The following is a 25,651-nucleotide window of genomic DNA, read 5'->3' on the forward strand; positions in this document are numbered from 1 at the left end:
ATTTAAAATTAAAAATTAAAAAATTAAAACTAAAAAAGTAAGTTATCATCGTACTAAGCGAATTACTTCGCTAGCACCTCACCTTTAAGTTGCACAGTAGTTACCCCATTTTCTGCATTAGAAACAACGGTAACAATCTTTTGTTGCTTTCCAACTTGTCCATCGCTATTGAAACTCACTTTCACCTCCCCTGTCTTTCCCGGAAGAATTGGTGCCTTTGTATAAGACGGTGTCGTACATCCACAAGAAGCAGATACTTGCTTAAGGATCAACGGCGATGTGCCCGTATTCTTAAACTCATAGCTATGCTCAACCACTTCCCCTTCTTTCACTTGTCCGAAATCGAAAGCTGACTCTGTAAATTCAATTTTTCCAATACCGTCATTTTCACCTTTCACCACCGCAGTACTATCTGTAGCATCATTTTGTTGTTCGCCTGAACCACCGCAGGATGACAATATGGCGACTGCCAAACAAACTAAACTAGTTTTAAATATGTTCATACTTATATTGTTATTTTAAGCTTTTACAAGCAATTATTCGACAATGTCAGCACAAGAAGGCTATTAATCTTTCAGACCTCGGCCTTGCTTTTGTATACGTCTTTGATCCGTCAGATCCGCTAAGATCTTATCCAAAATACCATTTATAAAAGTATTACTTTTCGCCGTACTAAAAGCCTTCGAAAGCTCTATATATTCATTTATCGTCACTTTCACTGGAATTGTCGGAAAGTTAATCAGTTCACATATAGCCATACGCATAAGCAAGTTATCGACCAATGCAATACGATCAGCTTCCCAATTTTTAGTTTTAACAGATATCATTTCTTGGTATTCTGTACCATAACGAATTGTCTGTTTTAGCAAATCGATAATAAACTCACTGTCTTCGTCCCAATTAGGGGTTAAGTCAGCTAGTTTATTCTGCACCGGGTTTTCACTGCTGAAATTTTTAAAGGTTTTTGCAATCATTGCCTGTAAAACCTCCTTATCTACCGGCCAATTGATAAATTTCGTTTCAAACACCTGCTCAATTTCAGGCGACTTCAATATAATCTTCTTGAAAATATACTTAACAATATCCTTTTCTACAGCTATAGAACGGTCATCTTGCTTTAAGTAGGCCAGATATTCTTCAGACTCTTTCAACTCTGCAAAAATGGAACGTACAATCTCCGGATCGAATGTCCAAGAAACGTTGTATTTCTTCACATTTTCCAGGTATGTTCTGTTTTGTCTTAATGATTCAATAAAGGTATTGCTATTCAACTTTGTAGTATACACCTTATCCTTCTCGGTAGGCAAAAATTTGTTAGCCCTTCCTTCTGCATCAATCAAGACATATTCGGCAACCTCATCCAACAGATTTAAGGTCCATATGTACATTTGATTGACCTCATCCACACTGATCAAGAGTGCCTTTTCGAAATCTTTGATATGTTTATCTTCTGATAAACTGAACGCATATAGCGTCTGCATGACTTTCACCCGAAGGTGCCTTCTATTAAGCATAATTTAATTTAAAGAACGATTGTATATAAATAAGAACGATATTATACTTTTAATTTGGGTCGATGAATACACATCTCCCTGTTATCTTTTTAATTTTTTGATGTCAAAGATACGCTTTTCTGCCAATTGTTTTGCTGCCTCATAGGTAGTAATCTGATCTTCCTGCGATTTTTGTATCACATGACGGGTTGCGTTATAAATATTTTTCACCAAAGCTTCGGTACGTTCACTGCCATAACCTTCCAGTTCCGAATAACAACTAATCAGTGCACCCGAATTAATCAAGAAATCTGGGGTGTATAAAATATTGTGTTCTTTGAGTAATCGATTTGTTTCTTCCTCTTCTTTCAATTGGTTATTGGCCGATCCTGCAATAATTTTGCAACGCATACGCGGTACTGTATCAGGATTAACAGTTCCTCCAAGTGCACACGGCGCATATACATCAGCATCCAACTCAAAACTCGTTGCATACGTAATAGGCTCGGCTTTGTACTTCGCTGCGATCTTCATTTTGCGTTCTTCTGTCATATCAGAAACGTACACCCGCGCATTCTCGGCTCTTAACATGCCAACCAACTGCTCACCCACACTTCCTACACCTTGAACAGCCACTTTTCTTCCCGCCAAACTATCATCGCCATACAACTCTTTGATTGCCGCTTTAATTCCGTAAAAAACACCTCGCGCCGCAAAAACTGTTGTATCTCCACCACCATTCAATGAAGCCGGCAATCCCGCAACATAGTTGGTTTCAGAAAGCATATATTCCAAGTCTTTTTGTGTCGTTCCAATATCTGTAGAAGCTATAAAATTCCCATTTAGCCCTTCTACGAATTGTCCAAAGCGACGCATTAACACCTCTGTCTTGTCTGTCCTATTATTTCCAATGATAATAGCACTGCCTCCGCCGAGGTTTAAACCTGCTAAAGACGCCTTATATGTTATAGCGTGAGAAAGCCTTAATGCATCATCTACTGCATCCGTCAAAGATTCATAGGGTAACATACGTACTCCTCCAATAGCTGGTCCCAATGTCGTATCATGGATGGCAACGATAGCCTGTAATCCGACAGCCTGGTCGTGACAGAAAAATAAATTTTGATGGCCTAAAACGCCCATCTGCTCAAAAACCGAAGAATTGTTTACTAGCATAGCAATCAATAAGTACGCATGTTTTACGAATATCTCTGCAAAAGTAGGAAATATTTCCTAGTCCCTCTTTTTATTATTTGCTTAATTTATACAATTGCAATCTATTGACATATCCCTTCGTTTAAACAGATTTTTTTTGATTTTTTCCGCTTACCTTTGCTTCCGATGAAAGAGTTGGCATACCTTAATAAATACTTTTATAAATATCGTTGGAAATTAATCCCAGGCGTACTATTTGTTATCATATCCAATTATTTTGGTATCCTACCGGCCAAGGTTATACGAGAAGCTTTTGACTTGGTAAAAGAAAACATTGACCTCTACAGGCTTTACGATGGTTTCGATAGACAAGCTTTAGTGTATCAAGTTTTTGGAAGTAGCCTACTTTTTTTCGGTTTTGTCGTTCTGGTCTTAGCCTTATTAAGAGGTATTTTTCTGTTCTTTATGCGCCAAACGATTATTCTAACATCTAGGCACATTGAATACGATTTAAAGAACGAAATATACAACCACTATCAGCAACTTGATTTTTCTTTTTTCAGAAAAAATAATACGGGTGACATGATGAACCGTGCTACAGAAGATGTAAATCAAGTACGGAATTACTTGGGACCGGCAATCATGTATGCGATTAATACAGTGGTATTATCTATTATGGTCATTTATGCTATGTATGATGTCAACCCAAAATTGGCGACTTACTCGTTGTTGCCGATACCAGTTCTTTCTGCGATTATTCTTTTCGTAAACAAAGTTATCAACCAACGGAGCGAAAAGATACAACGGCAACTCTCCATATTATCGTCTTTCGTCCAAGAAACATTCTCCGGCATTCGTGTTCTTAAAACATATACCCGAGAAGAACAGAAAATGGGCGTCTTCGCACAAGAAAGCAATATATACAATAAAGTATCTCTTGACTTGGTTCGAGTTCAGGCAATCTTCTTCCCACTAATCATTTTTCTGATAGGCTTTAGTACAATCATCACGGTATATATTGGAGGAATAGAAGTAAATAATGGCACGATAACCGCTGGTAATATTGCAGAGTTCATTCTATATGTCAACCAACTTACCTTCCCTGCTATGTCATTAGCTTGGGTTACTTCTTTATTTCAGCGAGCAGCGGCTTCTCAAAAACGTATCAATGAGTTTTTAAAGACGGAAACGGAAATCAATGATGGTACAATCACGACAACTCTTGAAGGTAATATTACTGTTAAAAACCTAAACTTCACCTATCCTGAAACAGGAATTAAAGCCATCGACGATCTGTCCTTCACTATTGCAAAAGGAAAAACCTTGGCAATTATCGGAAAAACAGGCTCCGGAAAGTCTACCTTAGCAAATCTCTTGTTACGCATGTATGATGCCGACACTGGTAGTATCTATTTTGATGAGACACCTATTCAACAATTGAAGACAGCAAGTCTTCGCGTCCAGGTCGGTTTCGTCCCTCAGCAGGTATTCTTATTTTCAGACACCATTGCCCGAAATATCGCTTTTGGGTTGGATACCTTGGATATGCCTAAAGTTGAACAAGCTGCAAAAGACGCTGCTGTATACAATAATATTATTGGTTTCGAAGATGGATTTGAAACGGCTATCGGAGAACGAGGTATCACGCTATCTGGAGGGCAAAAACAGCGCGTTTCTATTGCCAGAGCTTTGATAAAAGATCCACAAGTGCTCATTTTCGACGATTGTCTTTCAGCTGTTGACACCAAAACGGAAGAAGAAATATTGCACAACCTAAGTCGGATAATGAAAAATAAGACAACGATATTTATTGCTCACCGTATTTCTACAATCAAAAATGCGGATCATATATTAGTGTTGGACCATGGGAAGATCGTGGAACAAGGCACACATGAAGAGCTCATGACCTTAGAAGGTGAATATTTTGATTTGCACGAAAAACAATTGTTAGAGGCCGAATAGTACTTGTTCTACTGTTCTTTCTACATTTATTAGTTGGGATCAAATTGACAAATGCTGTATGCTTGGTTAACAACTACAGATATTTCATTTGCTTTTTTTTTATACGCAAGAAGCACGAACCACTTGAGTTAATGAGAACATTAGTTACTACAGGCAACTAATGCATATTTTTAAGCCATCAAATTCATAAGATTATGTATATTGCATAACAATTATCAACGTTATGCGCCATTTATTAACAATTATTTTCATCCTATGGATCTGTGGTTTAACCGCGCAGGAAAGTATACCTAAAATTTCATTTGCAGATTTTCTAGACGAAACGCCAGCGCTCGCTCAAGATGCGAATGCAGTGGTATTGAAGGAATTCGGAAAAACACAATTGGAGGTGATCGAAGCGGATCATGCACTCCGGGTTGTACATGATTATTTTGTTCGCATCAAAATTTTAAAGAAAGAAGGTGTTGAAGAAGCTAATTTTGCTATTCCCCTATATGCTTACGGAAGTGATTTCGAAAGCATCACTGAAATCAAGGGAAAGACTTATAACATAAAAAACAATAGCATCCAGGAAACAGAAATGACGAACAAGGCCTTCTTTACAGATAAAGTAAGATCTCATGTTCATGTAGCTAAATTTACCCTTCCTCAAGTCGAAGAAGGTTCAATTATCGATGTTCAGTTTCGACTAACATCTCCCGATGTTTTAAACTTTCGCACTTGGGAATTCCAACGGGACATTCCTAAACTACATAGCGAATATACAGCAATCATGCCTGCCTCCTATCAATACCGCGTCACTTTAAGAGGTCCCTATCAACTTACAGATACCAAAAGTGAAATTCTGCGTTCTTATTTTTTATTGAATGGGGTCAGAAACGACTGTTCCAAGATTACTTATATTATGGACAACGTTCCTTCTTTTCAAGAAGAGGACTATATGTTGGCTCCAAAAAATTACAAATCAGCTGTTTTCTTCGAATTGGAGCAATACTATCTAACGAACGGATCTAAAGTAAAAGTAACAAAAGAATGGCGTGATGTAGATCGAGAGCTGCTTACTGAAAAGTATTTTGGGGGACAAATCAAAAAAAATGACGTATTCGAAAATATCCTGCCTATATTATTGGCAGGAAAAACAACCACTACCGACAGGGCCAAAGCAATTTACTATTATATTCAACAAAACATCAAGTGGAATGATTATTACGGAAAATATGCACAATATGGCGTAAAAGAAAGCTTAGAAAAACATAGTGGAAATATTGGAGATATTAATCTAGCTTTGATAGCTGCTCTAAATACGGCATCGATAAATACCTATCCAGTTTTGGTTTCCACACGTGACAACGGGATTCCGAATAACCTTCATCCCGTCATATCGGATTTCAACTATGTGATCGCTGCCGCCGAAATTGATGGAAAGACCGTTCTCTTAGATGCTTCCGACAGATTTACTCCTTTTGCAGAACTTCCGCTACGCTGTATCAATGAAAAAGGACGTATCATTTACTCCAAGAAGTCATCAGAATGGATTCCATTAACGAATCAAGAGTCATCAATTCTCAGTTTCACTTTCCTTGGCGAACTCGACAGCACAGCTACACTAAAAGGAAGATTATCAATCACGTATAAAGGTTTGGACGCCTTACGTAAGCGGTCGGAAATAGCTTCCTTCAGTAGCCATGAAGAATACTTCGAGAGTGTAGAGGCCAAAAGACCATCTATCCGGATGAACAATCCATTATTAAGAAACGTTGATAGCTTGGAAGATTTTCTAATTGAAGAATTCGACATGGAAATCGATATGGGAAATGAAGTGCAAAATGGACTGATTCACTTCAATCCTATCCTTATAGAACGAACCTCAAAAAATCCATTCAACCTTAACGAGCGTCTTTATCAAGTCGACCTTGGGTCAAAGAGACAGATAACTCATACCACCAATATAGCGCTTCCCAAGAATTACAAAGTGACTTCAAGTCCCAAAAACGTCAGTCTTAAACTACCCGAAGAAGCCGCGAGATTTAGTGCTCAATCTTTACAAGATCAAGATCGCCTTGTCACCAAACAGACAATAGCATTGAACAAACCGATCTACTCTGTCGATGAATATTTCCATTTGAAAGAATTTTACTCAAGGATTATCCAACAGCAAGAGATCGATTTCACCTTGGAAAAAATTGACTAATTGTGGAGGATGCTTGTCAAAAAGCATTATTTTAGCAAACAAGCATCCTCCCACCTTGTTTATTTTAAAGGGGAGAACAGTAATGACATGATGTACAAGTACTCTATTTTTTTCTTTTTCTTGCTTTTTGTTGTCGGTGGGCATGCGCAAAACATTATATTAAAAGATACGATATCCAATTCAACGAGGGATACCTTAACTGCCATCGATCATCTATACGACATTAGCGACGGTTTTAAAGATATAAGTCGCTTTTTAAGGCACGATACCACCGAAAAAGTACATAAAAAAAGATCAGGCTTATCCATTCTTCCGAACATAAACTATAACCCAAGTATTGGTTTCCAGATAGGAGCAAAAGTCGTTGGAGGATTACACTTCGGTCCACGAGAAAATACGGCGATGTCCACCTTTGCTACAGCAATTAACTATACAACACGTGGTATTATTGTGGGATATCTCGCCCATGACATCTATACAAAACAAAACAAATGGAATCTAAAAGGTGGTCTTGTGATCGCCAAGATGGTTGCTTTAGATTATGGAATGGGCATCGGTAATGTGATTCCTACCACTATTCCAGAGGAAGAAGTACTAAACAATCCAGAACGCACGCGTTATGTGAATCAGTATACCGTGTATGGATTAAATGAAAGACTTTATAAAAATCTTCTGCCGGGTATGTTTGTCGGCGCGGGAGTATTCATCGAATTAAAAAGGAATATCAAAACCTTGGGTGAACATACAGAAACACCACTTCAAGTATATAGTAATCTGACCCATTACCCATCAGAGAATTACAATAACAACGGACTTATGTTTAACTGGCAATATATGACGCGCGACAACCCAAATAGTGCATATCATGGCATCTATGCGGATATCGTTCTACGGATGAGCCAGACTTGGATGGGGAGTGAACAAGCGTCCTACCAACTGCAAACCGATTTTCGTAAATATTGGCCTCTCTCCAAACGACGTCCCAACCATGTACTGGCCTTTTGGCACTGGGGTTCTTTCAATGTTGGAGGAAATCTAGCTTATCTAGATCTACCAGGCACGGGAAAAGACACCTATTCTAGAATTGGGCGAGGCTATACAAATGGCTATTTTAAAGGCAGCTCCTTTTTCTATTCAGAGGTCGAATATCGATTTCCGCTCCTTCGTAATCAATTTCTAAGTGGTGTGGTGTTTGCCAATGTACAAAGTGCCAATGACAGACTTGGGACTAAACTTTTCCAGCAGTGGCAACCCGCCGCTGGGACAGGACTTCGTTTGCTGTTCAATAAAGCAACCCGCACAAATTTATGTATTGACTACGCTGTTGGCCGTTTTGGACAAAGGGGATTATTCTTAGGTCTTAATGAAGCATTCTAATGACCGTAAAATTATTCATTCTGCCCTCCAATCATACGTTCAAAAGTTTATGCCCTGGACTATAAAAAGAATCATCAACGTTTTTATTAAGCATTAAGTAAAAGTATATGCCATCTCCATTTCAGCTATTCACCTGTTTCTTTTTTCTATCCACCCAACTTTCGACCTTTGCACAACATAAGATCGATATGGATTCAACCTCCATACCTCCGATTCACATACATGCCTATTTTAGCGAACAACCACTGCTAGGACTTACCTCGTCAGCACAGTCTATAAACCAAAACAGCATTCAAAGACAGCAAACAACAAGCTTACTGTCTTCAATCAATACCGTTTCAGGCATTCGCATGGAAGAACGTTCGCCCGGAAGTTATCGTTTGGCTATGCGGGGGAGCCTAATCCGTTCTGCTTTTGGGATTCGAAATGTAAAAATATACGTCAACGAATTTCCGCTTACTGATGCCGGTGGCAACACCTATCTTAATCTTCTTGATCCTTTCTCCATAGCATCAATAGATGTATTGAAGGGTCCCGATGGATCGCTATATGGCGCGAATTCCGGTGGTGTTATCCGTATTGAACCCAAAGGATTTGAAAACATCGACAATAGAGCTGCATTGCAGGTATCTGGCGGATCCTATGGGTTATTTCAGGAGCAACTATCCATACAACGAAAGATCAACAACAAGTATCAGTTTTCAATAGACCATTCCTTTCTCCGTTCTGATGGCTACAGAGTAAATACAGCCTTAAACAAAAAAACCTTTCAAACAACTCAGCAATCGCAGTATTCGTCTGCTGCGCGTATTAAACTATTTCTGCTCTATACCGACCTTGGCTACCGTACACCAGGAGGACTAACGGCTGCACAAGCCGAAGAGAATCCTCGTCAGGCACGACCAGCAACAAGCGCCGCTCCTGGGGCATATGAACAAAAAGCAGGCATATACAACAAAACGTTGTACGGCGGTATCGCCCATGAGACGAAATTATCCAAATACTTATCGCACAAGATGATGATCTTCGGATCGAACACAAATCTTGAAAATCCTTTTATCACAAATTATGAAATTCGTCATGAAAAGAATCTAGGTATACGCACCTTCTTTTCTCTTTCTAACGAAGAATCTAGTGAGTTCACATGGCAGATGCAATTAGGTTTTGAAGGACAAAAGGGCTGGAACGACATCAATAATTATGAAAATGCAGGAGGCATAGCTGGCACTGCTCAAGAAAGTGATAACCTGAACAACAAACAAAGTAGCTTTTTTTATCGAACGATGATTAAGATTGCTCAAAAGTGGACATGGGAGGCTTCAATAGGGTTAAACCAAACAAGCATCGCCTATACCAGACATTATCCTGTAGAAGAGAATCCCAACGGACAAATCAATTTAGATGCGATCTGGATACCCCGCTTAGCGTCCTCTTATCTTATCACAGATCAACTCGCCCTCAGGGCCTCGATATCAAAAGGCTACTCTCCGCCGACTCTAGCAGAAATTCGTCCATCCGGAAATCAAATTAATAAGGAACTTCAGGCGGAAGCAGGGGTAAATTACGAAGTGGGGGTTCGCATAGAAACAAAGAACCGCCGCCTGATGGTTGATCTATCCGCCTACAGTTACCAAATGACAAATGGCATTGTTCGGCTACTAGGTGAAAACGATACGGAGCGGTATGTCAATGCGGGAGAAATGGACCAAAAAGGAATTGAAGGATCCTTATTTGCGCAAATCATAAAGCCTTCGAACACAAATTTCATCCGTGGATTGAGTTACCACCATGCCCTGTCCCGAAATTTTTACACCTTCGGCAACTACATAACAGACAGTGGAAACTTTTCCGGCAACAAAATAACGGCGGTTCCAGATTGGACGATCAGTAATTCCCTATCCATGCAGCTACCCGCCTCACTTTTTCTCAACGTCTACCACCAATATGTTTCCGAAATACCACTAAACGATGCAAACAGTATTTATGCAAAAAAGTATAACCTGGTGCAAACAAAAGCTGGCATTACGATACCGACAAAGCAAAAGGTAGCTCTACAAGTGTTTGGAGGCATAGACAATCTATTCAACGAATCCTATAGCCTGGGAAATGACATCAACGCTTTTGGTAATCGTTTTTTCAATCCAGCACCTGCCAGAAATTATTACCTCGGGGCGAAAATATCGTTATAAATTAAAGTAGATTTTCGATCCCCATCAATCTTTCTAAATGGTGATAGCCAATACCAAAATAAGTTTTGCTGGATCGTATTTTAGCTAAAATTTCTTGTTGCTTTTTAGGATCAATTGCCTTTTTTATGCCCATGACCAACACATTTTTTGGAGTATGGGCGTCCGCAATAAATTGAAAAACTTTCGTTTGGTAACCAAAATACTCCATAATTAACGCTCTCATGCCATCGGTTAACATTTCAGCCTGACGTTCCATGAATATACCGTGCCTCACCAAGAAATCGAATTCATTTACTGTTCTTTCACGTTCCATTTCACGTCGAATCTGTTTATGGCAACAAGGTGCTACCACGATCAATTCAGCATTGCTTTTTATTCCCTTTGCAATGGCATCATCTGTAGCTGTATCACATGCGTGCAACGCAATCAAAACATCTGTATCCTTACCGCTGTAGCTATCAATTGTACCTTGTTCGAATATAAGTTGATCGAACTGTGATTCTTTTGCGACCTTATTACAAAGATCGACAAGATCTTGTCTATATTCTACACCGACAACAGCAACATTTCTTTGCATGGAATAGCATAAAAAGTCATATAGTGCAAAAGTTAAATAACCTTTACCTGCGCCCATATCGACAACCTTTAGCAAATCCTTTTGAGGTAATTGCTGCAACATCGAACTTAATATTTCGATGTAATGATTAATCTGCTTCCACTTATCTTGCGCATTTTTAAATACCTTTCCTTCGGAATCTGTCAACCGCAAAGCTTGGAGATAATATTTATTGTCGTGTTGTAATTTTCTTTCTTTTGCCTTATCATGATCAAATGAAGCCGGCTTTTTAGCTGTAGGCTTATCACTTTTCAAGAACCATTCACCGTTCTTATTGAGTTGACAGGAAAGATTCTTATCTGCGGTAAAAAGTGTGGCCACCCTAAAATTTTGCTTCGACAAATAATACTTGAGAAGCTCTTTCCCCTCAGACAACTCGTAGTTTTTTGCAATATCTTTTGTCCGGTATCGAAATGTGAATTGCATCTTCCACACTTTTTTTATCACAACCAATTTGATATAGATATTTTTTAGATCGAGTTCCTTTCCTTGGTAATTACCCAAGGAGAGTTTAATAAGATCCTGCGCAGCTATAGCAGCGTATGTTTCTTGAAGAAAAGATGAATGGTTGTCCATAGTCGTTGTCTTGCCGCAAAGATAAAAAACTTTCATGACTACGTCGGCCGTTCAACATCTCTGCATATTCCTTGGAAAAATACTGAAAAGAGAGATTGCAAAAAAGCTAAAATGCTACAAAACAGATTTGAACTACGTCTAAAATTTTTCGACTAGAAATCACTTGCAGAATAGGCTTTCGTTTGGATAAAAAAGTCAAATTATCTATGTTTGTGTATGCACAACCCTACAATAAAAGCCGTTTTCTTCGACATAGATGGCACCTTACTCAGCTTCAAAACCCACCAAGTTCCTGACTCGACAAAAGAAGCCATAAAAATACTGCAACAACAGGGCATCAAAGTTATTGTTTCCACCGGACGATCCATTAACAGTATCGACCACATCAAAAATTTAGATTTTGACGGTTTCATCACCTTTAATGGGGGATACTGTGTGACCATCAACGGTGACGTACTTTTTAGACAAGCGATAGATCCTAACGATATACAAGCGGTTCTGGATTATACCAGAGAGGCACCTTTAAGCTTTTCTTTAATGTCAGAACATGAAATTACGATCTACGATGTCACGCCAGAAATTGCAGGAATGTATGCACATTTAAATTTACCTGTTCCTCCCTTGGTCGACCGTGATCATGTGGACATTCATGGCGTGTTACAAACAAACATCTTTCTAGGGCCCGACGAGGAAAAAGCCTTTATGGAGCGTGTCATGCCTAATTCTGTGGCCTCCCGTTGGACACCATTATTTGCCGATGTTAATCCTAAAGGTCAAAGCAAACAAGTGGGAATAGATATTTTTTGTAAACACTTTGGAATAGATATTTCGCAAACAATGGCCTTCGGTGATGGGGGCAATGATATTACCATGCTCAAACATGTTGCTGTTGGTATTGCAATGGGGAATGCAAATCCAGAAGTCAAAGAAATAGCCGATTATGTTACTTCTGATGTTGACGATAACGGTATCTGGAATGCCTTAAAGCATTTCCAAGTAATCTAAAAGATATTATTGAGAACTGCCTACTCGGTGTATACTGCGCAGTTTTAACATAAAAAAAGAGACGTATAATACGTCTCTTTTTTTATCTTTTATTTCCTTATTCTCCACTGTGCTTTGCTGCCAAGTAGCGTTCAGCTTCCAACGCTGCCATACATCCTGTTCCTGCGGCAGTAATCGCTTGACGGTAGATATGATCCTGAACATCACCACAGGCGAACACACCTGGAATATTTGTTGCCGTACTATCCGCTTTGGTAATTAAATACCCAGTCTCGTCCATCTCTAAAATCCCTTGGAACAACTCGGTATTAGGTTTATGTCCTATAGCTACAAAAAAACCTGTAACATCAAGAACTCTTTTATCGTTGGTTTCGTTGTTAACAACACGAATACCATTGACTCCTTGTTCATTACCTAATATCTCTTCTGTTTCAGTATTGTACAATACCTCGATATTTGCAGTGTTACTTACACGATGCACCATAGCTTTTGACGCTCTGAATTCATCCCGGCGCACCAACATGTATACTTTACGGCATAATTTAGCCAAATAAGTAGCTTCTTCTGCCGCTGTATCTCCAGCCCCAACAATAGCCACATCTTGCCCTTTAAAGAAAAAGCCATCACAAACCGCGCAGGCAGAAACACCGAAACCATTATATTTTTCTTCCGAAGGTAACCCTAACCATTTTGCTGTTGCTCCCGTAGCAATAATAACAGTTTCTGCTACAACCCATTTTGAACCATCGATCTGCACTTTATGTAAACCGCCATCATTAGCGAATTCAACCTTTGTAGCGTAGCCAAAACGCACCTCTGTACCAAATCGTTCAGCTTGCGCTTTCAGATCCTCCATCATTACTGGTCCGGTGATTCCCTGCGGATAACCAGGAAAATTATCTACTTCTGTCGTTTGTGTCAATTGACCACCAGGTACAATCCCTGTATAAACAACAGGCTTCAAATCTGCACGTGCGGCATAAATAGCTGCAGTGTATCCCGCAGGTCCCGACCCAATAATCACACATTGTAAGTGCTCTGTTTCTTCTGTATTTATCATGTATGCTTAATTTTTATTTTCCAAATTTCCCCTGGAGCTGTTTCAGCATATCAGAGGTAATGGGCTGTGTTTTCTCTTTCGACTTTACGACGTTTTCTCTTTCTTTCTGGGGTTCAGCTTTTCGTTCTAAGGCTTGCGTTGTATCGCGTTGTTCCTTTCTTTGGTTCCGAAAACTATTCCATAATCTTTCCAACACCTTTTTAGTATATAGCGGAAAGTCTCCATTTTGCATCCAAGCATAGTAGCTAGGTTCTACTTCAAATATCTGTACAACCTTCTTTCCTTTATGTTTTCCGAAATTAATACAGGGATCGCCATCCTCATCGTAAACCAAACGTCCAGCAAAATCCACAGGGTTACTCAGGTTTGTAAACTTATGTAAAGCATCCACATCATTAACAACCGGCGTCGACACATTGCCATGTTTATCTTCGTAAGAAACCCCTTCATACTTCGCAAGCTGCGCCTTTAAAACCTCATAGGTCGCTCGAACATCAGCCTCAGCTGTGTGTGCATTGTCTAGATTTTCATTGCAGTAAAATCTGTAAGCAGCTTTCAGGGTTCGTTGTTCCATTTGATGAAATATATTCTGAACATCGACAAACGAACGACCCTCTAACGAAAAATCCACTCCTGCACGCAAAAATTCTTCCATCAGCATCGGCACATCGAACTTATTAGAATTGTATCCCGCCAGATCCGCATCACCAATAAAATCACGGATTTCAGCGGCACGATCTTTGAAAACTGGCAAATCTTTAACATCCTCGTCATATACACCATGAAACATAGACGATTCGGCAGGGATTGGAATACCTGGATTAATACGCGTAGTCAACACCTCCTCTATTCCACCTGGAGACACCTTCAATATCGAAAGTTCAACTATTCGATCAACAGATATATTTACTCCCGTAGTCTCCAAATCGAAAAAGGCGAGAGGACGTTTTAATTGTAATTCCATCTAACTAAAGCTTGGTTATAAACTTGAATAACAAAAATACAAAACTCTTTCGTTGTTCAGTCCGCTGTTCTGAATTAATGACACTATTCCCATTTTTTTTACAAACACATTTGCTGTTACAACGTTTAGCAAAAATTTCAGGCACTGTTTAGTCTTTTAACTGAAATCAAGAATGCTTTCTGCATTGCTTAACATTCATCAAAAAAAGACACCCGAATAAACTATTCAGGTGTCTTTTTTATCGTTTACCACGGTATTCTACTAAAAAATAAAACCATTACATCATTATTGACCTGTTGGATTAAAATGTCATCAAGGCCACTAGATCCGTTACCCCAGAATAGCTTTTAGACGCGCCACCTGATGATCAACAAGTTTCTGCAATGGTCCTGCAGCCATCATCTTCATCATCATATTAAGCTCCGCTTCTATAACAAATGTTGCATTTGTTGTTTGCTCATCCACTTGTTGTAGTTTCCATCGCAAAGTAATCGCAAAAGGAGCCTCCGAAGCAGGCACACAAATGAGTTCTTTATTTTCGATACGCTGACTGATTTTCAAAGCGAGCTTTGCCATATTTTTTATCGTAAATTGGGCTTCATCCGTTGTAGAAGACCAATTGTAGATATTTTCTGGCATAAGTTGTTCATGATTGTTGAGGTCGGATAAAAAGGAATATACCTCCCCAACCGATTTCTGAATATCAACATTACTTTGAATAATAGTCATATGCTCTGTTTTTTAATTTATTCACCTATCCAATTTGCAGGATCTCTTCTCCACTGCTCAAGCAATGCAACCTCTGACTCCAGCACATAGCTATTGCCAACAGCAACTTTGATCAGGGCCTCGTAATTGCATAAGCTAAAGAAAGGACATTTAGCATCGGCAAAATTCTTTACAGCGGCATCAAATCCATAAGCGAAGATAGATACTAGTCCAACAACATTACATCCTGCAGCACGTAGAGCTTCTACAGCCTGTAAGCTACTTTTTCCTGTGGAAATAAGATCTTCCACAACAACAACACGCTGTCCACTTACCACTTCACCTTCAATCAGATTTTGACGACCATGGTCTTTTGCACTGCTTCGAACATACGTGAATGGCAACCCTAAATCTTGAGCGACAAGTACCCCTTGAGGAATACCAGCTGTAGCCACACCAGAGATCATCTCAACGGTACCGAACTCCTCTTGAATAAGCTGAGAAAGCTTTTGACGGATGTAAGTTCGGATAGCTGGGTGTGACAGTGTAATACGATTATCACAATAAATTGGAGACTTCCAACCCGAGGCCCATGTAAAAGGGTTTTTAGGTTGCAATTTTATTGCTTTAATTTGCAATAAGGATTCAGCAATTTTTTGTTCAACCTCATTTAAATTATTCATGGCACAAATTTATAAAATTTATATGAACGAATCTCAGCTAATTTTAGCTGATTTTGTACCAAAAAAACTATCACTTGTTCAAACAATTGGTTTACAAGACATTGACCTCGAAAAACTTTTCCAAGCCTCCAAAAATAAAGCAACCAAAGACATTACATATCTCTATGTACACCCTGATGTAGAAAAGGTTTTTAAAGCTATTCTTCAAAAAGTTACCATCATAAAAGCTGCAGGCGGTATCGTAAAAAATGGCGATGGTGCATACTTGTTTATACATCGATTAGGAAAATGGGATCTTCCAAAGGGAAAAGTCGAAGATAATGAGAAAATGAGGGACGCTGCATTGCGTGAAGTTGAAGAAGAGTGTGGTATTCGTGTAAACTATCTTGGAGAGAAATTCCAAACCACTTACCATACTTACGTAATGCGCGGCAAATTTGTATTAAAGCAGACAAACTGGTACGAGATGGGGGTAAACAAATGTCCGAAACTCATTCCACAAGAGGAGGAAGACATTACTGACGCGCGTTGGCTTTCATCCGAAGAGCTTGGTATCGTAAAAGAAAACACCTATCCAATGATTTCCCAGATTGTAAAACAACTGAAATAATGAAAGGGGCTTTAGCCCCTTTCATCCCCATCTAAAACATACATCCACTACATCATCATTAAACTTTAACCTCTTGTGTTCTCTCGCATCGAAGGTTTGCGCATTTCAGGTTTATTCTTTCCCTTTACCCCATCTTTTCGCTGCGCAAATTTTGCTTTCATCACTTCTTTTTGTTCCGCGGTTAAGACTTTATCGATATCTTGTCGAGAACCTTGCATCTCTTTATGCATCTTACCTTCCATTTTTTTCATTTCTGCATAATGAGCGGCTTCGCGTTTAGCCTGTTTTAACTGAATCGCATAAACCTGTTTACGTTGTACTTCTGTGAATTTTAACTCCTTATCCAAACGTTCTGTTTTATTCTTTGCCACTTCTTCTGGCGTACGCTTCTCCATATGACGTTCAGTACGCACGTGTCTACGTTCTTTTCTTTCAGATTGTTCTTCATGTTTTGCGGTCTGCGCAAATGTTGTCAAACTGATACCTGTTAATAGTAGCGCTAATGATAAAATCTTTTTCATGTTGTCGTTATTTTAATTTAAAAATCTGTTTCTTGTTTCTTTCTCTAATAGAGTATCAATACGGGACAACGTTTAATGGCAGGCACGTTAAATAGTGTTAAGTACCTGAAAACGGTCTGCAAATAGAAAAAACACATAGTAAAAAAAATAAATAAGTTAAAAATCAACCAGTTCACAAAAACAAGCAAAATATATTTTGGAATACATAAAACAACTTCTATATTTGCATCGTCAAACAAGGATACAGCAAGCCCAGCTGGCGGAATTGGTAGACGCGTTGGTCTCAAACACCAATATCTTCGGATGTGCCGGTTCGACTCCGGCGCTGGGTACAAAAGCGAGTTTAAATAAACTCGCTTTTTTTATGCTTGATTATTTTCTGCAACGTAGCAAATATTCCAGAACTAGGTGTTTTCAAAATAAAAAAGCTGTCTTTATTATTAATAAAGACAGCTTTCAAAATTATATAAATAAAATCTTAGTTCAATTCAAATTTATAGCCCACTCCCTTTACAGTAGACACATAGTTTTCACCTATTTTCTCGCGCAGCTTTCGTATATGAACATCGATCGTACGATTCGTCACCACGACAGAATCTTCCCAAATTGCTTTCAAGATTTGCTCTCTTGTAAAAACCTTATTTGGTTTCGAAGCTAAAAGATAAAGTAATTCAAATTCCTTTTTGGCTAAGGTAATCTTATCCGAATCGCGGTACACCAGAAACGAGTCTCTATCGATAACCAAGTCCATGATCTCAAGCTTATCCCCCGTACTAATCTCTGCTTCAGCAGTGTTTCTACGAAGAATAGCATTAATACGGCTCATCAAAGCGCGTGGTTTAATAGGCTTTGCTATGTAATCATCAGCCCCTACATTAAACCCTGCTATTTCAGAGTATTCTTCACTCCGCGCAGTTAGGAATACCATAAACGTATGCTTAAACTCCGGCATAGAGCGCATCAAGCGACAAGCTTCTATACCATCCATTTCCGGCATCATGACATCCAGAATAATTAAATCAGGATTAACTTGCTTCGCTACTTCAATTCCCTCTTTGCCATTATGTGCCTGATAAACCTGATAACCTTCTTTTGTCAAGTTATACGATATCAAATCAACGATATCATGCTCGTCATCTACCACTAGTATTTTCTGATTGGCGCTCATTTTTGTTTTTTTGCTAAATTATGTACTTAATGGTAAAATAAAGTTAAAGCAATGTTATCAAATTATTAATACTTAACACTAGTTAAACATAAATTTTAATTTAATGTTTTTTGGAGAAAGTCCTCCAATTCTTTACCACGTAAATTCTTAGCCAATATCACTCCATCAGGGCCAATCAAATAAGATGTGGGAATGGCTTTTATCTTGTAGTCCACGACGAGAGGAGAATTCCAGGCTTGCAAATCTGACACCTGTGTCCAGTCCAATTTATCATCTTCTATTGCCCGCATCCAACTCCCTGGATTATTATCTAAGGAAACTCCAAGAACTGTAAACCCTTTATCTTTAAAAGCTTGATATTGTTTGACAATATTGGGATTTTCCTGCCGACAAGGCCCGCACCAAGAAGCCCAAAAATCAATAAGCGTATATTTCCCTTTAAAATCAGACAAATTTATCTTTTTATTATTAGGCGTAAAGGATGTAATCTCCGGAGCAGGTTGCCCTACAGCCAATCGCTTAAGCTTACCGGCCTCTTCCTTAAATTGCGAAACATAGCGATTATCTACAAACTGATCTTTTATTTCGTCCGCATAAGCTAGAATTTCATTCTCAGCCACCTCAGGATCCAGCGTGCTTATCGCATAAAATCCTGCTAGATCGGGATGGTCTTTCGAAAATGCAACCGCCTGTTTCGTATACAAGGCTAATTTTTCCTTAAATGTTGTCAGATAGTCAAAACGGAGACTTTCAATTTCCTCTGCGGATTTATCAGCCGTCGCTTTTGCAAAAGAACTTTGTAGAGAATCCTGAACAAACTCTTTACGACGCTTAAAAGGAGCAAAATCGCGAAGTGCTTCTGTGAGCGGAGACCCCTCCACCTTATAATCGTCCGGACTAAACATATCAGCTGTAAAAGTCAAAGGCTCGCCAGGACTTAAAATAACTGGGTATTTATTATTACCTACAGCAATAGATAAGAGTCTCGGTTGCGTTGCTTCCCGTTCAAATTTAAAAGTGTTTCCATCCCCAAGATAAATAGAATCTAACTTACGATCTCCTTCATAAAAGGAAATCACCTTGATATTACCTGGATTATCGATACGACCAGAAACATGAATACCATCGGAATTGGAGCACCCACCTAAAAATAGTGCTAAGACGCACAATAATCCACCTAAAACTCTTACCATCATATACCTTTTAAATTACAAAATCTTTTGCGCGGGCAATCGCCTTCCCTAAGCCTACACTTAGCTTACCACCAGCAGTTGCAAAAAATGGCTGCCCACCACCTCCACCTTGAATATCTTTTGCAAGGTCTTTCACTATAGCCCCAGCATTGTATCCACGTTCTTTTGCCAAGCTATCTGAAATAGCCACTGTTAAGCTTGGCTTTCCTTCAAAGTCTGCTCCTAATACAAGGAAGACATCTTCCATAGCCCCCTTCAATGCATAAGCCAAGGTTTTAACCGCATCCCCGCTAGGCAAATCAACCTGTACAGCAAGAAAGTTAACACCATTGATGGTTTCAAACTTAGAAGAAAGATCATTGATCAATGCCAATGACTTCTCGCGAATATTTTGTTCTATTTCTTTTTTAAGCTCACTATTTTCTTCAATCAATTTTGCTAAGGAAGAGACAAAGTCCTTCGGACTACTCAGCAATTCTTTCATTTTATTCACCAGCTCAAATTGCTCGCGAATCACAGCGTAGGCCTGTGTACCAGTAATAGCTTCTATACGACGGACTCCCGCTGCCACTGCAGATTCAGATGTAATCTTAAAGAAACCGATTTGCCCAGTAGCTTTCACGTGCGTTCCCCCGCACAACTCTTTCGAAAAACTATCATCGAATGTGATCACACGTACATAGTCTCCATATTTCTCTCCGAAAAGAGCCGTCACCCCAGAATCAATAGCCTGTTGAAAAGGAACCATGCGTTCTTCTTTTAAAAGAATATTTTCTCTGATCTTTGCATTAACAATGTCCTCTACTTGCTTAAGTTCTTCGTAGGAAATCTTAGCAAAATGAGAAACGTCAAAACGTAAAATGTCTGCATTAACTAAAGATCCCTTTTGATTGACATGCTCTCCTAGTACTTGTTTTAACGCTGCATGCAATAAATGTGTAGCCGAATGGTTATTTTCCGTATCTATCCTTTTCTGCTTATCTACTATTGCTTTGAAATCTCCTACTAAAACCGGCGGAAGTTGATCCACAAAATGCACAGTCAATCCATTCTCTTTCTTTGTTGTCGTAATGGAAACCCGCTCTCCAACCTCAGAAATCAAAAGTCCCGAATCGCCGATCTGACCACCACCTTCGGCATAAAATGGTGTAACAGAAAGCACCAATTGAAACTGTTCTTTTCCTTTTGCCGTCACTTTCCTATACTTGACGATTTGCGTATTGGCCTCCAGGTAATCATATCCCACAAAGACCGACTCGTCCTCGTCCTGAACCAATACCCAATCTCCTGTATCAATTGTTGTCGCCGCTCTAGAACGTTCCTTTTGTTCTTGCAATGCCTGTTGAAAACCTAACATATCTACCTGCAGTCCCTTTTCCCGCGAAAGCAGTTCTGTCAAATCGATTGGAAAACCATAAGTATCAAACAATTCAAAAGCAAAATCACCTGCGATGTTACGATGCTCCGAAGCATAATTTTCAAATCGTTGTATACCTGTAGTGAGGGTTCTTAAAAACGAAACCTCTTCCTCTAAGACTACTTTTTGTACGAAGCTCTGTTGTTGAATCAACTCATCAAACACCCCTTCGAATTGTTGAGCTAGTAGCGGCACAAGCTCATTAATAAATGGCGATTTAAACCCTAAAAATGTATAAGCATATCGCACAGCTCTGCGCAGAATACGACGGATGACATAACCAGCCTTATTATTAGAAGGTAATTGTCCGTCGGCGATAGCAAAGCTTACCGCACGTATATGATCAGAAAGAACACGCATAGCTATATCCGTTTTCTCATCCGCACCATAGGCAATTCCCGATCGCTCAGCAATAAACCGAATAGTTGGCTGGAAAACGTCCGTATCGTAATTCGATGTTTTTCCTTGAATCGCTCTAACCAGCCTTTCAAACCCCATTCCTGTATCAATATGTCGAGCAGGTAGCGCTTCTAATTTCCCACTCTTGAGGCGATTAAATTGCATGAATACGAGATTCCAAATTTCAATAACCTGAGGATGATCCGCATTCACAAGTGTATGCCCCGACAATGCAGCACGTTCAACGTCCCCACGCATATCATAATGAATTTCCGAACAAGGCCCACAAGGCCCCATTTCACCCATTTCCCAAAAATTATCTTTCTTATTCCCCAGCAAAATACGATCCTCTGCGATCAAGGCCTTCCAAAAACCAGCGGCCTCTTCATCTTTTGCCAGCCCTTCTTTTTCATCGCCCTCGAAAATAGTGACATACAGGCGATCCTTGTCTAACTTGTAGACCTCGGTAAGAAGTTCCCATGCCCAAGAAATAGCTTCTTTTTTAAAATAATCTCCAAACGACCAATTCCCCAACATTTCGAACAACGTGTGGTGATAAGTATCTATACCAACTTCTTCCAAATCGTTATGTTTCCCCGACACTCGTAAGCAACGCTGCGTGTCCGCTATACGCGAAAATTTTGACTGTGCTTCGCCCAAGAAAAACTCTTTGAACTGGTTCATTCCGGCATTCGTAAACATCAGCGTAGGATCATTTTTTACGACAACTGGAGCCGAAGGAACAATTTGATGGGATTTACTTTTGAAAAAACTTAAGAAAGCTTCGCGTATCTCTTTACTCGTCATGGAATAATATGCTATTTTGAAGTGCAAACTTACTCAAAATTGCTTGCTCTAACAAAGTGGAATCAACAGAAGATAAGGAGACTGACTAAATTGTTCATCAAATCAAATTTTACTCTGATATATTATTTGTACATTTATACAGTAATCCACGTATTTTTATGAAGAAACTTTTAGTACCGACTGACTTTTCAGACAATGCGTTTTTAGCTGCCCAATATGCTGCTGAACTATGTAAAAAGCACAAATACAGTCTACATATTGTTCATTGCTACACCGCCTCATCCTCGAGTTTTGACGAGAAAGAACTGACAAAAGAAACACAAGATGCAGATATACTCAAAGCGGATATCACAATCAAAGAATGGATCGATCGGCTCAAGAGCCTATACCCAGATCTGCTGATATCCTATCAAAATGAACGTGGGCTTCTTGAAGAGGTCTTACCAAAGGAAGCTAAAAACGAAAATTACATTGCCATTGTTATGGGAACAACTGGCGCAAGTGCGGACAAAAACATTTTTTGGGGGAGTAATACAGCGCTTATCATCGCAAAATCTCCGATTCCTGTTTTAGCCATTCCAAACAAACCTCTCCATACAGAAATTACAAAAGTCGCGCTACTTACTAATTTTAAACAAGAAGAATTGGTAACGCTACATGAATTTGTACACATTTTCAAGGAAACAGTCGATTTAAGCCTTATTCATGTTTACAAAGAAGAGGAAAAAGAAACTTCCGTTCGTGAACGCCTAGACTCCTGGACTTTTAATATCCGGGAATTCCCAGCTATCCGTCATATTGATCAACTTATAGCTCCTATCGTGAAGGACGATAAAGAGCTGGATTCTGTACCTGAGGTTGTTAGTCAGCTTATTCGTGAAGAGGAGATCGATCTGATCCTCATTTCAAAGAGTAGGAAGACCTTTTTCGAGCGATTATTCACATCCTCAGTTTCAAAAGCAATGGCTTTAGAACTTCAAAAACCCGCTTTTTTCGGAAAAACAATTTAATTTTATTGGTTATGAAAAAAATATTAATCCCTGTCGATTTCTCAGAATACTCACAAATTGCTGTCGAGTACGCCTGCCAGATTATCTTAGAAAACAAGGGTGGTCAAGAGTTAGATCTTGTACATGTTTTCACCAGCCACTCCAACTTATATGTCAATAGACAAGTCAATCCTGACTTGATCGACCCACAAGTTGAAATTTCAAAAAATGAAATGAAGAAATTGATAGAAATTATTCATCTCAAACACCCTTCAATTACCTGTCATGAAATTTTCAAAGAAGGCAATCTCTATGAAGAGATCAGTAAAGTTACAGCAGTCTTCACTTATGATGCTATCATCATGGGCACAAAAGGATCCTCTGGTCTCGAATCCATTTTTTTAGGCAGTAACACCTATGACGTCATTCTTAACACGAAAACCCCTGTACTAGGTATTCCGAAGGATGCCAACACCTTTAAAAAAGAGCGTATCGGCCTCCTATGTAATTTCAAAGAAGCAGAAATAGAAGCACTACAACAAGCTATTAACTTATTAGGTAACGACTTCGAATTGATATTAATTCACGTCAACAAAGAAGATAAAGACATCAAACTGATAGATGAACGTTTCAAATCATGGATTAACGAAATCATTCACCGGACCGGCATAGAGGATATTTCCTACACTGTAAAGTCACAGGCGCTGTACAACAGGGCGCTTGAGAACATCTCACATGCGGTCAATAACGTACTAGCCGATGAACGCATCAACATTTTATTAGTCACGAAAAGCAGAAAGAGTATCTTCAGAAAACTCATCGACGAAAATATCGTCCGAAAAATGGCGTTTAATTTAACTATCCCCACTTTATTTGCCCGCGTGCATTCAGCAGGATAAAATACAACACTTAAACAACTGTCGCTCTATGAAATACAAAAAAAATACAGCGGCAGTTGCCTTCTCCCTTTATTGTCCTCTCTCCCAATTATTGTAGTATTCCGTCGACAAGCATAAGATTTTTTTCGCTTTTGTACTAGAAAATTATTTTTTTGGCAAAACAATTGCCTTTGTTCAATTGTCTAAAAAAAAAATAATTTGATATGGTAAATTTTGACTTAAAAAAACTATTCCTTTTAGGTGCGGCAGGAATTCTCGCAGGCACATCATTTGTACACGCTCAAAACTACTCCACGATCGAGGGCACAACACCTTTAGGAGCGACGTCGCAGTATCGTACTTGGTCTATAGGTATAAATGCTGGTCTCTTAAATCAAGGAAATATTTTTGGTTTTAACCGAGATGGGTTCGACAAACTGGAACACAATGTAGGCTATAGTGCTTACATCAAAAAACAAATCTCTCCTTCTTTCGGCATCAAAGCTCAATATTTAGGAGGCAAGGTAGCTGGAACAAATGAAGATGCGTTAAGCGGAGAAGTAGCTTCTTTTGAAACAAACATCCCTTGGTCTGGTGCTTTATCCGGCGAGTGGACGATGGCCAATAGTAATTGGCGTTTTTTCAACAGTGTGATCAAGCCTTATGCAGCCGTGGGTTTAGGAGCTATGAATTTCGAAACAAGCAGCACAATAGACGGTAGCCAAAGCACTGCAGAGAAACAAACAAAACTTTATGTTCCTGTAGACTTAGGACTAAAATTTGCAGTTTCCAAAGGTATCAACCTAGACTTAGGTTACCAGCTTAATTGGGCAAACCAAGATTTTGACGGAAAAACAGGAGGCCAATACAAAAACGACCTGTTCTCCTATGCACATGCAGGCATCGAAGTTGCGCTGGGCAGTAGTTCGAAAGCTGCGCTCAACAATTCTAACCCAGTCGCTACACTAGTCAACGACTACACCGCAAAATACGACGAACTAAAGGCAGATAGAGATCGTTTAGCATCTGCGAATGAAGCATTGAAGACGCAGGTTGAAGCATTAAACAATGACCTGAATGACGATGACGGCGACGGTGTAGCAAATCGTTATGACAAGTGTCCTGGCACACCATCAGGCGTGAAAGTTGATGGTTCCGGATGTCCCCTACCAGAATTAAAAAATGAAACAAAGGTTATCGAAAAAATCGTAGTAACCGAAGAAGACAGAAAGGTTGTCGACGAAGCTATCAAAAACTTAGAGTTCGATTTAGCTAAATCAACAATACGCTCATCTTCTTATCCCTCATTAAATCGTGTAGCTTCCTTATTGATTGAGAAAAATTTCAGTTTAAAACTGGCTGGTCACACAGATAATACGGGATCGATGCAAGTGAATATGCGTTTATCCAAAGAGCGCGCAGAATCCGTGAAAGCATATTTGGTTTCTAAAGGAGCAAATGCATCACGTATTGAAGCGACAGGTTATGGACCGACTCAACCCATAGCGACAAATGCAACTGCCGAAGGTCGTCAGCAAAATCGTCGTGTAGAATTTACGTTGTATTAACAGCTGTCCAAATTGCACGGAAAGGTGCTTAACAGATTTTTAGCTTGGTGCTAGCTTATATTAGTACGTAGCCAAGGTTTGTTAAGCACCTTTGCTTTCGCAAAAAAATTGCTTGCCAGAAT

General features: G+C 39.3%; 21 protein-coding genes and 1 tRNA gene. 10 read left to right on the forward strand and 12 right to left on the reverse strand.

Translation table 11 applies throughout. The features are described from left to right. Window positions 1-62: 62 nt before the first annotated feature. The 3 genes from ACSZOX_RS19010 to ACSZOX_RS19020 form a co-directional block, all read right to left on the reverse strand. Window positions 63-503 carry a DUF1573 domain-containing protein gene (locus tag ACSZOX_RS19010; protein ID WP_437921771.1) on the reverse strand — a complete coding sequence of 147 codons (441 nt, stop codon included), beginning with the start codon at window positions 501-503 and terminating at the stop codon, window positions 63-65. A gap of 63 nt (window positions 504-566) precedes the next feature. Continuing rightward, complete coding sequence (gene nusB / locus ACSZOX_RS19015; protein ID WP_437921772.1) at window positions 567-1,514, reverse strand: transcription antitermination factor NusB; 948 nt, start codon at window positions 1,512-1,514, stop codon at window positions 567-569. Between the two features lie 81 nt (window positions 1,515-1,595). Beyond that, window positions 1,596-2,669, reverse strand: coding sequence for a Leu/Phe/Val dehydrogenase (locus ACSZOX_RS19020; RefSeq protein ID WP_437921773.1), 1,074 nt, complete (start codon window positions 2,667-2,669; stop codon window positions 1,596-1,598). A gap of 165 nt (window positions 2,670-2,834) precedes the next feature. Between ACSZOX_RS19020 and ACSZOX_RS19025 the strand changes: the two genes are divergently transcribed. From ACSZOX_RS19025 to ACSZOX_RS19040, 4 genes are all read left to right on the forward strand, one after another. Continuing rightward, entirely contained in the window at window positions 2,835-4,610 is a 1,776-nt protein-coding gene (locus ACSZOX_RS19025) for an ABC transporter ATP-binding protein (protein WP_437921774.1), read from the forward strand. A gap of 223 nt (window positions 4,611-4,833) precedes the next feature. Beyond that, window positions 4,834-6,801 (forward strand): DUF3857 domain-containing protein, encoded by a 1,968-nt coding sequence (locus ACSZOX_RS19030; protein WP_437921775.1) that lies wholly within the window; start codon window positions 4,834-4,836, stop codon window positions 6,799-6,801. Window positions 6,802-6,810: 9 nt separating this feature from the next. Continuing rightward, entirely contained in the window at window positions 6,811-8,178 is a 1,368-nt protein-coding gene (locus tag ACSZOX_RS19035; RefSeq protein WP_437921776.1) for a BamA/TamA family outer membrane protein, read from the forward strand. Window positions 8,179-8,285: 107 nt separating this feature from the next. Then, the gene (locus ACSZOX_RS19040; RefSeq protein ID WP_437921777.1) at window positions 8,286-10,367 is read left to right on the forward strand and encodes a TonB-dependent receptor; all 2,082 of its coding nucleotides are present in this window, start codon (window positions 8,286-8,288) and stop codon (window positions 10,365-10,367) included. 1 nt (window position 10,368) lies between these two features. Here the strand turns inward: ACSZOX_RS19040 and ACSZOX_RS19045 are convergent, their stop codons facing one another. After that, window positions 10,369-11,595: a class I SAM-dependent methyltransferase gene (locus tag ACSZOX_RS19045; protein WP_437921778.1), complete on the reverse strand. Its 1,227-nt coding sequence runs from the start codon at window positions 11,593-11,595 to the stop codon at window positions 10,369-10,371. Between the two features lie 180 nt (window positions 11,596-11,775). On the opposite strand from ACSZOX_RS19045, the gene ACSZOX_RS19050 reads away from it, so the two are divergent. Continuing rightward, window positions 11,776-12,564, forward strand: a complete 789-nt coding sequence (locus tag ACSZOX_RS19050) for a Cof-type HAD-IIB family hydrolase (protein ID WP_437921779.1) — start codon at window positions 11,776-11,778, stop codon at window positions 12,562-12,564. A gap of 97 nt (window positions 12,565-12,661) precedes the next feature. Here ACSZOX_RS19050 and trxB read toward each other — a convergent pair whose 3' ends face one another. The 4 genes from trxB to pyrE all read right to left on the reverse strand — a co-directional run bounded on the left by trxB (window position 12,662) and on the right by pyrE (window position 15,979). Next, window positions 12,662-13,624, reverse strand: coding sequence for a thioredoxin-disulfide reductase (gene trxB / locus ACSZOX_RS19055; RefSeq protein WP_437921780.1), 963 nt, complete (start codon window positions 13,622-13,624; stop codon window positions 12,662-12,664). A 13-nt stretch (window positions 13,625-13,637) separates the two neighbouring features. Then, window positions 13,638-14,588 (reverse strand): exonuclease domain-containing protein, encoded by a 951-nt coding sequence (locus ACSZOX_RS19060; RefSeq protein ID WP_437921781.1) that lies wholly within the window; start codon window positions 14,586-14,588, stop codon window positions 13,638-13,640. Window positions 14,589-14,918: 330 nt separating this feature from the next. Next, window positions 14,919-15,317: an SRPBCC family protein gene (locus tag ACSZOX_RS19065; RefSeq protein WP_437921782.1), complete on the reverse strand. Its 399-nt coding sequence runs from the start codon at window positions 15,315-15,317 to the stop codon at window positions 14,919-14,921. Window positions 15,318-15,334: 17 nt separating this feature from the next. Next, window positions 15,335-15,979, reverse strand: a complete 645-nt coding sequence (gene pyrE, locus ACSZOX_RS19070; RefSeq protein ID WP_437921783.1) for an orotate phosphoribosyltransferase — start codon at window positions 15,977-15,979, stop codon at window positions 15,335-15,337. A 22-nt stretch (window positions 15,980-16,001) separates the two neighbouring features. Here pyrE and ACSZOX_RS19075 point away from each other — a divergent pair, with 22 nt between their 5' ends. Then, entirely contained in the window at window positions 16,002-16,589 is a 588-nt protein-coding gene (locus tag ACSZOX_RS19075; RefSeq protein WP_437921784.1) for an NUDIX hydrolase, read from the forward strand. Window positions 16,590-16,654: 65 nt separating this feature from the next. On the opposite strand, the gene ACSZOX_RS19080 is transcribed toward ACSZOX_RS19075, so the two are convergent. After that, the gene (locus ACSZOX_RS19080) at window positions 16,655-17,110 is read right to left on the reverse strand and encodes a hypothetical protein (RefSeq protein WP_437921785.1); all 456 of its coding nucleotides are present in this window, start codon (window positions 17,108-17,110) and stop codon (window positions 16,655-16,657) included. Between the two features lie 250 nt (window positions 17,111-17,360). Here ACSZOX_RS19080 and ACSZOX_RS19085 point away from each other — a divergent pair. Beyond that, a tRNA-Leu gene (locus ACSZOX_RS19085) sits at window positions 17,361-17,442 on the forward strand. Between the two features lie 146 nt (window positions 17,443-17,588). Here the strand turns inward: ACSZOX_RS19085 and ACSZOX_RS19090 are convergent. The 3 genes from ACSZOX_RS19090 to alaS form a co-directional block, all read right to left on the reverse strand. Beyond that, window positions 17,589-18,278: a response regulator transcription factor gene (locus tag ACSZOX_RS19090; RefSeq protein WP_437921786.1), complete on the reverse strand. Its 690-nt coding sequence runs from the start codon at window positions 18,276-18,278 to the stop codon at window positions 17,589-17,591. A gap of 95 nt (window positions 18,279-18,373) precedes the next feature. Then, on the reverse strand, window positions 18,374-19,474 hold the full coding sequence (locus ACSZOX_RS19095) for a redoxin domain-containing protein (RefSeq protein ID WP_437921787.1): 1,101 nt from the start codon (window positions 19,472-19,474) through the stop codon (window positions 18,374-18,376). Between the two features lie 7 nt (window positions 19,475-19,481). Then, entirely contained in the window at window positions 19,482-22,094 is a 2,613-nt protein-coding gene (alaS, locus tag ACSZOX_RS19100) for an alanine--tRNA ligase (RefSeq protein WP_437921788.1), read from the reverse strand. Window positions 22,095-22,252: 158 nt separating this feature from the next. On the opposite strand from alaS, the gene ACSZOX_RS19105 reads away from it, so the two are divergent. The 3 genes from ACSZOX_RS19105 (at window position 22,253) to ACSZOX_RS19115 (ending at window position 25,529) form a co-directional block, all read left to right on the forward strand. Next, window positions 22,253-23,104 carry a universal stress protein gene (locus ACSZOX_RS19105; protein WP_437921789.1) on the forward strand — a complete coding sequence of 284 codons (852 nt, stop codon included), beginning with the start codon at window positions 22,253-22,255 and terminating at the stop codon, window positions 23,102-23,104. Window positions 23,105-23,115: 11 nt separating this feature from the next. After that, window positions 23,116-23,982, forward strand: coding sequence for a universal stress protein (locus ACSZOX_RS19110; protein WP_437921790.1), 867 nt, complete (start codon window positions 23,116-23,118; stop codon window positions 23,980-23,982). Between the two features lie 203 nt (window positions 23,983-24,185). Next, entirely contained in the window at window positions 24,186-25,529 is a 1,344-nt protein-coding gene (locus ACSZOX_RS19115) for an OmpA family protein (RefSeq protein WP_437921791.1), read from the forward strand. The last annotated feature ends 122 nt before the right edge of the window (window positions 25,530-25,651 follow it).

This window comes from Sphingobacterium sp. LRF_L2 (assembly GCF_965644235.1).
In the GTDB taxonomy this organism is placed as follows: Bacteria; Bacteroidota; Bacteroidia; order Sphingobacteriales; family Sphingobacteriaceae; genus Sphingobacterium.

Excerpts from the sequence above, each read along its gene's own strand:
- ACSZOX_RS19010 (WP_437921771.1), bottom strand. The coding sequence starts at position 503 with ATGAACATATTTAAAACTAGTTTAGTTTGTTTGGCAGTCGCCATATTG.
- nusB (WP_437921772.1), bottom strand. The coding sequence starts at position 1,514 with ATGCTTAATAGAAGGCACCTTCGGGTGAAAGTCATGCAGACGCTATAT.
- ACSZOX_RS19020 (WP_437921773.1), bottom strand. The coding sequence starts at position 2,669 with ATGCTAGTAAACAATTCTTCGGTTTTTGAGCAGATGGGCGTTTTAGGC.
- ACSZOX_RS19025 (WP_437921774.1), top strand. The coding sequence starts at position 2,835 with ATGAAAGAGTTGGCATACCTTAATAAATACTTTTATAAATATCGTTGG.
- ACSZOX_RS19030 (WP_437921775.1), top strand. The coding sequence starts at position 4,834 with ATGCGCCATTTATTAACAATTATTTTCATCCTATGGATCTGTGGTTTA.
- ACSZOX_RS19035 (WP_437921776.1), top strand. The coding sequence starts at position 6,811 with ATGCTTGTCAAAAAGCATTATTTTAGCAAACAAGCATCCTCCCACCTT.
- ACSZOX_RS19040 (WP_437921777.1), top strand. The coding sequence starts at position 8,286 with ATGCCATCTCCATTTCAGCTATTCACCTGTTTCTTTTTTCTATCCACC.
- ACSZOX_RS19045 (WP_437921778.1), bottom strand. The coding sequence starts at position 11,595 with ATGAAAGTTTTTTATCTTTGCGGCAAGACAACGACTATGGACAACCAT.
- ACSZOX_RS19050 (WP_437921779.1), top strand. The coding sequence starts at position 11,776 with ATGCACAACCCTACAATAAAAGCCGTTTTCTTCGACATAGATGGCACC.
- trxB (WP_437921780.1), bottom strand. The coding sequence starts at position 13,624 with ATGATAAATACAGAAGAAACAGAGCACTTACAATGTGTGATTATTGGG.
- ACSZOX_RS19060 (WP_437921781.1), bottom strand. The coding sequence starts at position 14,588 with ATGGAATTACAATTAAAACGTCCTCTCGCCTTTTTCGATTTGGAGACT.
- ACSZOX_RS19065 (WP_437921782.1), bottom strand. The coding sequence starts at position 15,317 with ATGACTATTATTCAAAGTAATGTTGATATTCAGAAATCGGTTGGGGAG.
- pyrE (WP_437921783.1), bottom strand. The coding sequence starts at position 15,979 with ATGAATAATTTAAATGAGGTTGAACAAAAAATTGCTGAATCCTTATTG.
- ACSZOX_RS19075 (WP_437921784.1), top strand. The coding sequence starts at position 16,002 with ATGAACGAATCTCAGCTAATTTTAGCTGATTTTGTACCAAAAAAACTA.
- ACSZOX_RS19080 (WP_437921785.1), bottom strand. The coding sequence starts at position 17,110 with ATGAAAAAGATTTTATCATTAGCGCTACTATTAACAGGTATCAGTTTG.
- ACSZOX_RS19090 (WP_437921786.1), bottom strand. The coding sequence starts at position 18,278 with ATGAGCGCCAATCAGAAAATACTAGTGGTAGATGACGAGCATGATATC.
- ACSZOX_RS19095 (WP_437921787.1), bottom strand. The coding sequence starts at position 19,474 with ATGATGGTAAGAGTTTTAGGTGGATTATTGTGCGTCTTAGCACTATTT.
- alaS (WP_437921788.1), bottom strand. The coding sequence starts at position 22,094 with ATGACGAGTAAAGAGATACGCGAAGCTTTCTTAAGTTTTTTCAAAAGT.
- ACSZOX_RS19105 (WP_437921789.1), top strand. The coding sequence starts at position 22,253 with ATGAAGAAACTTTTAGTACCGACTGACTTTTCAGACAATGCGTTTTTA.
- ACSZOX_RS19110 (WP_437921790.1), top strand. The coding sequence starts at position 23,116 with ATGAAAAAAATATTAATCCCTGTCGATTTCTCAGAATACTCACAAATT.
- ACSZOX_RS19115 (WP_437921791.1), top strand. The coding sequence starts at position 24,186 with ATGGTAAATTTTGACTTAAAAAAACTATTCCTTTTAGGTGCGGCAGGA.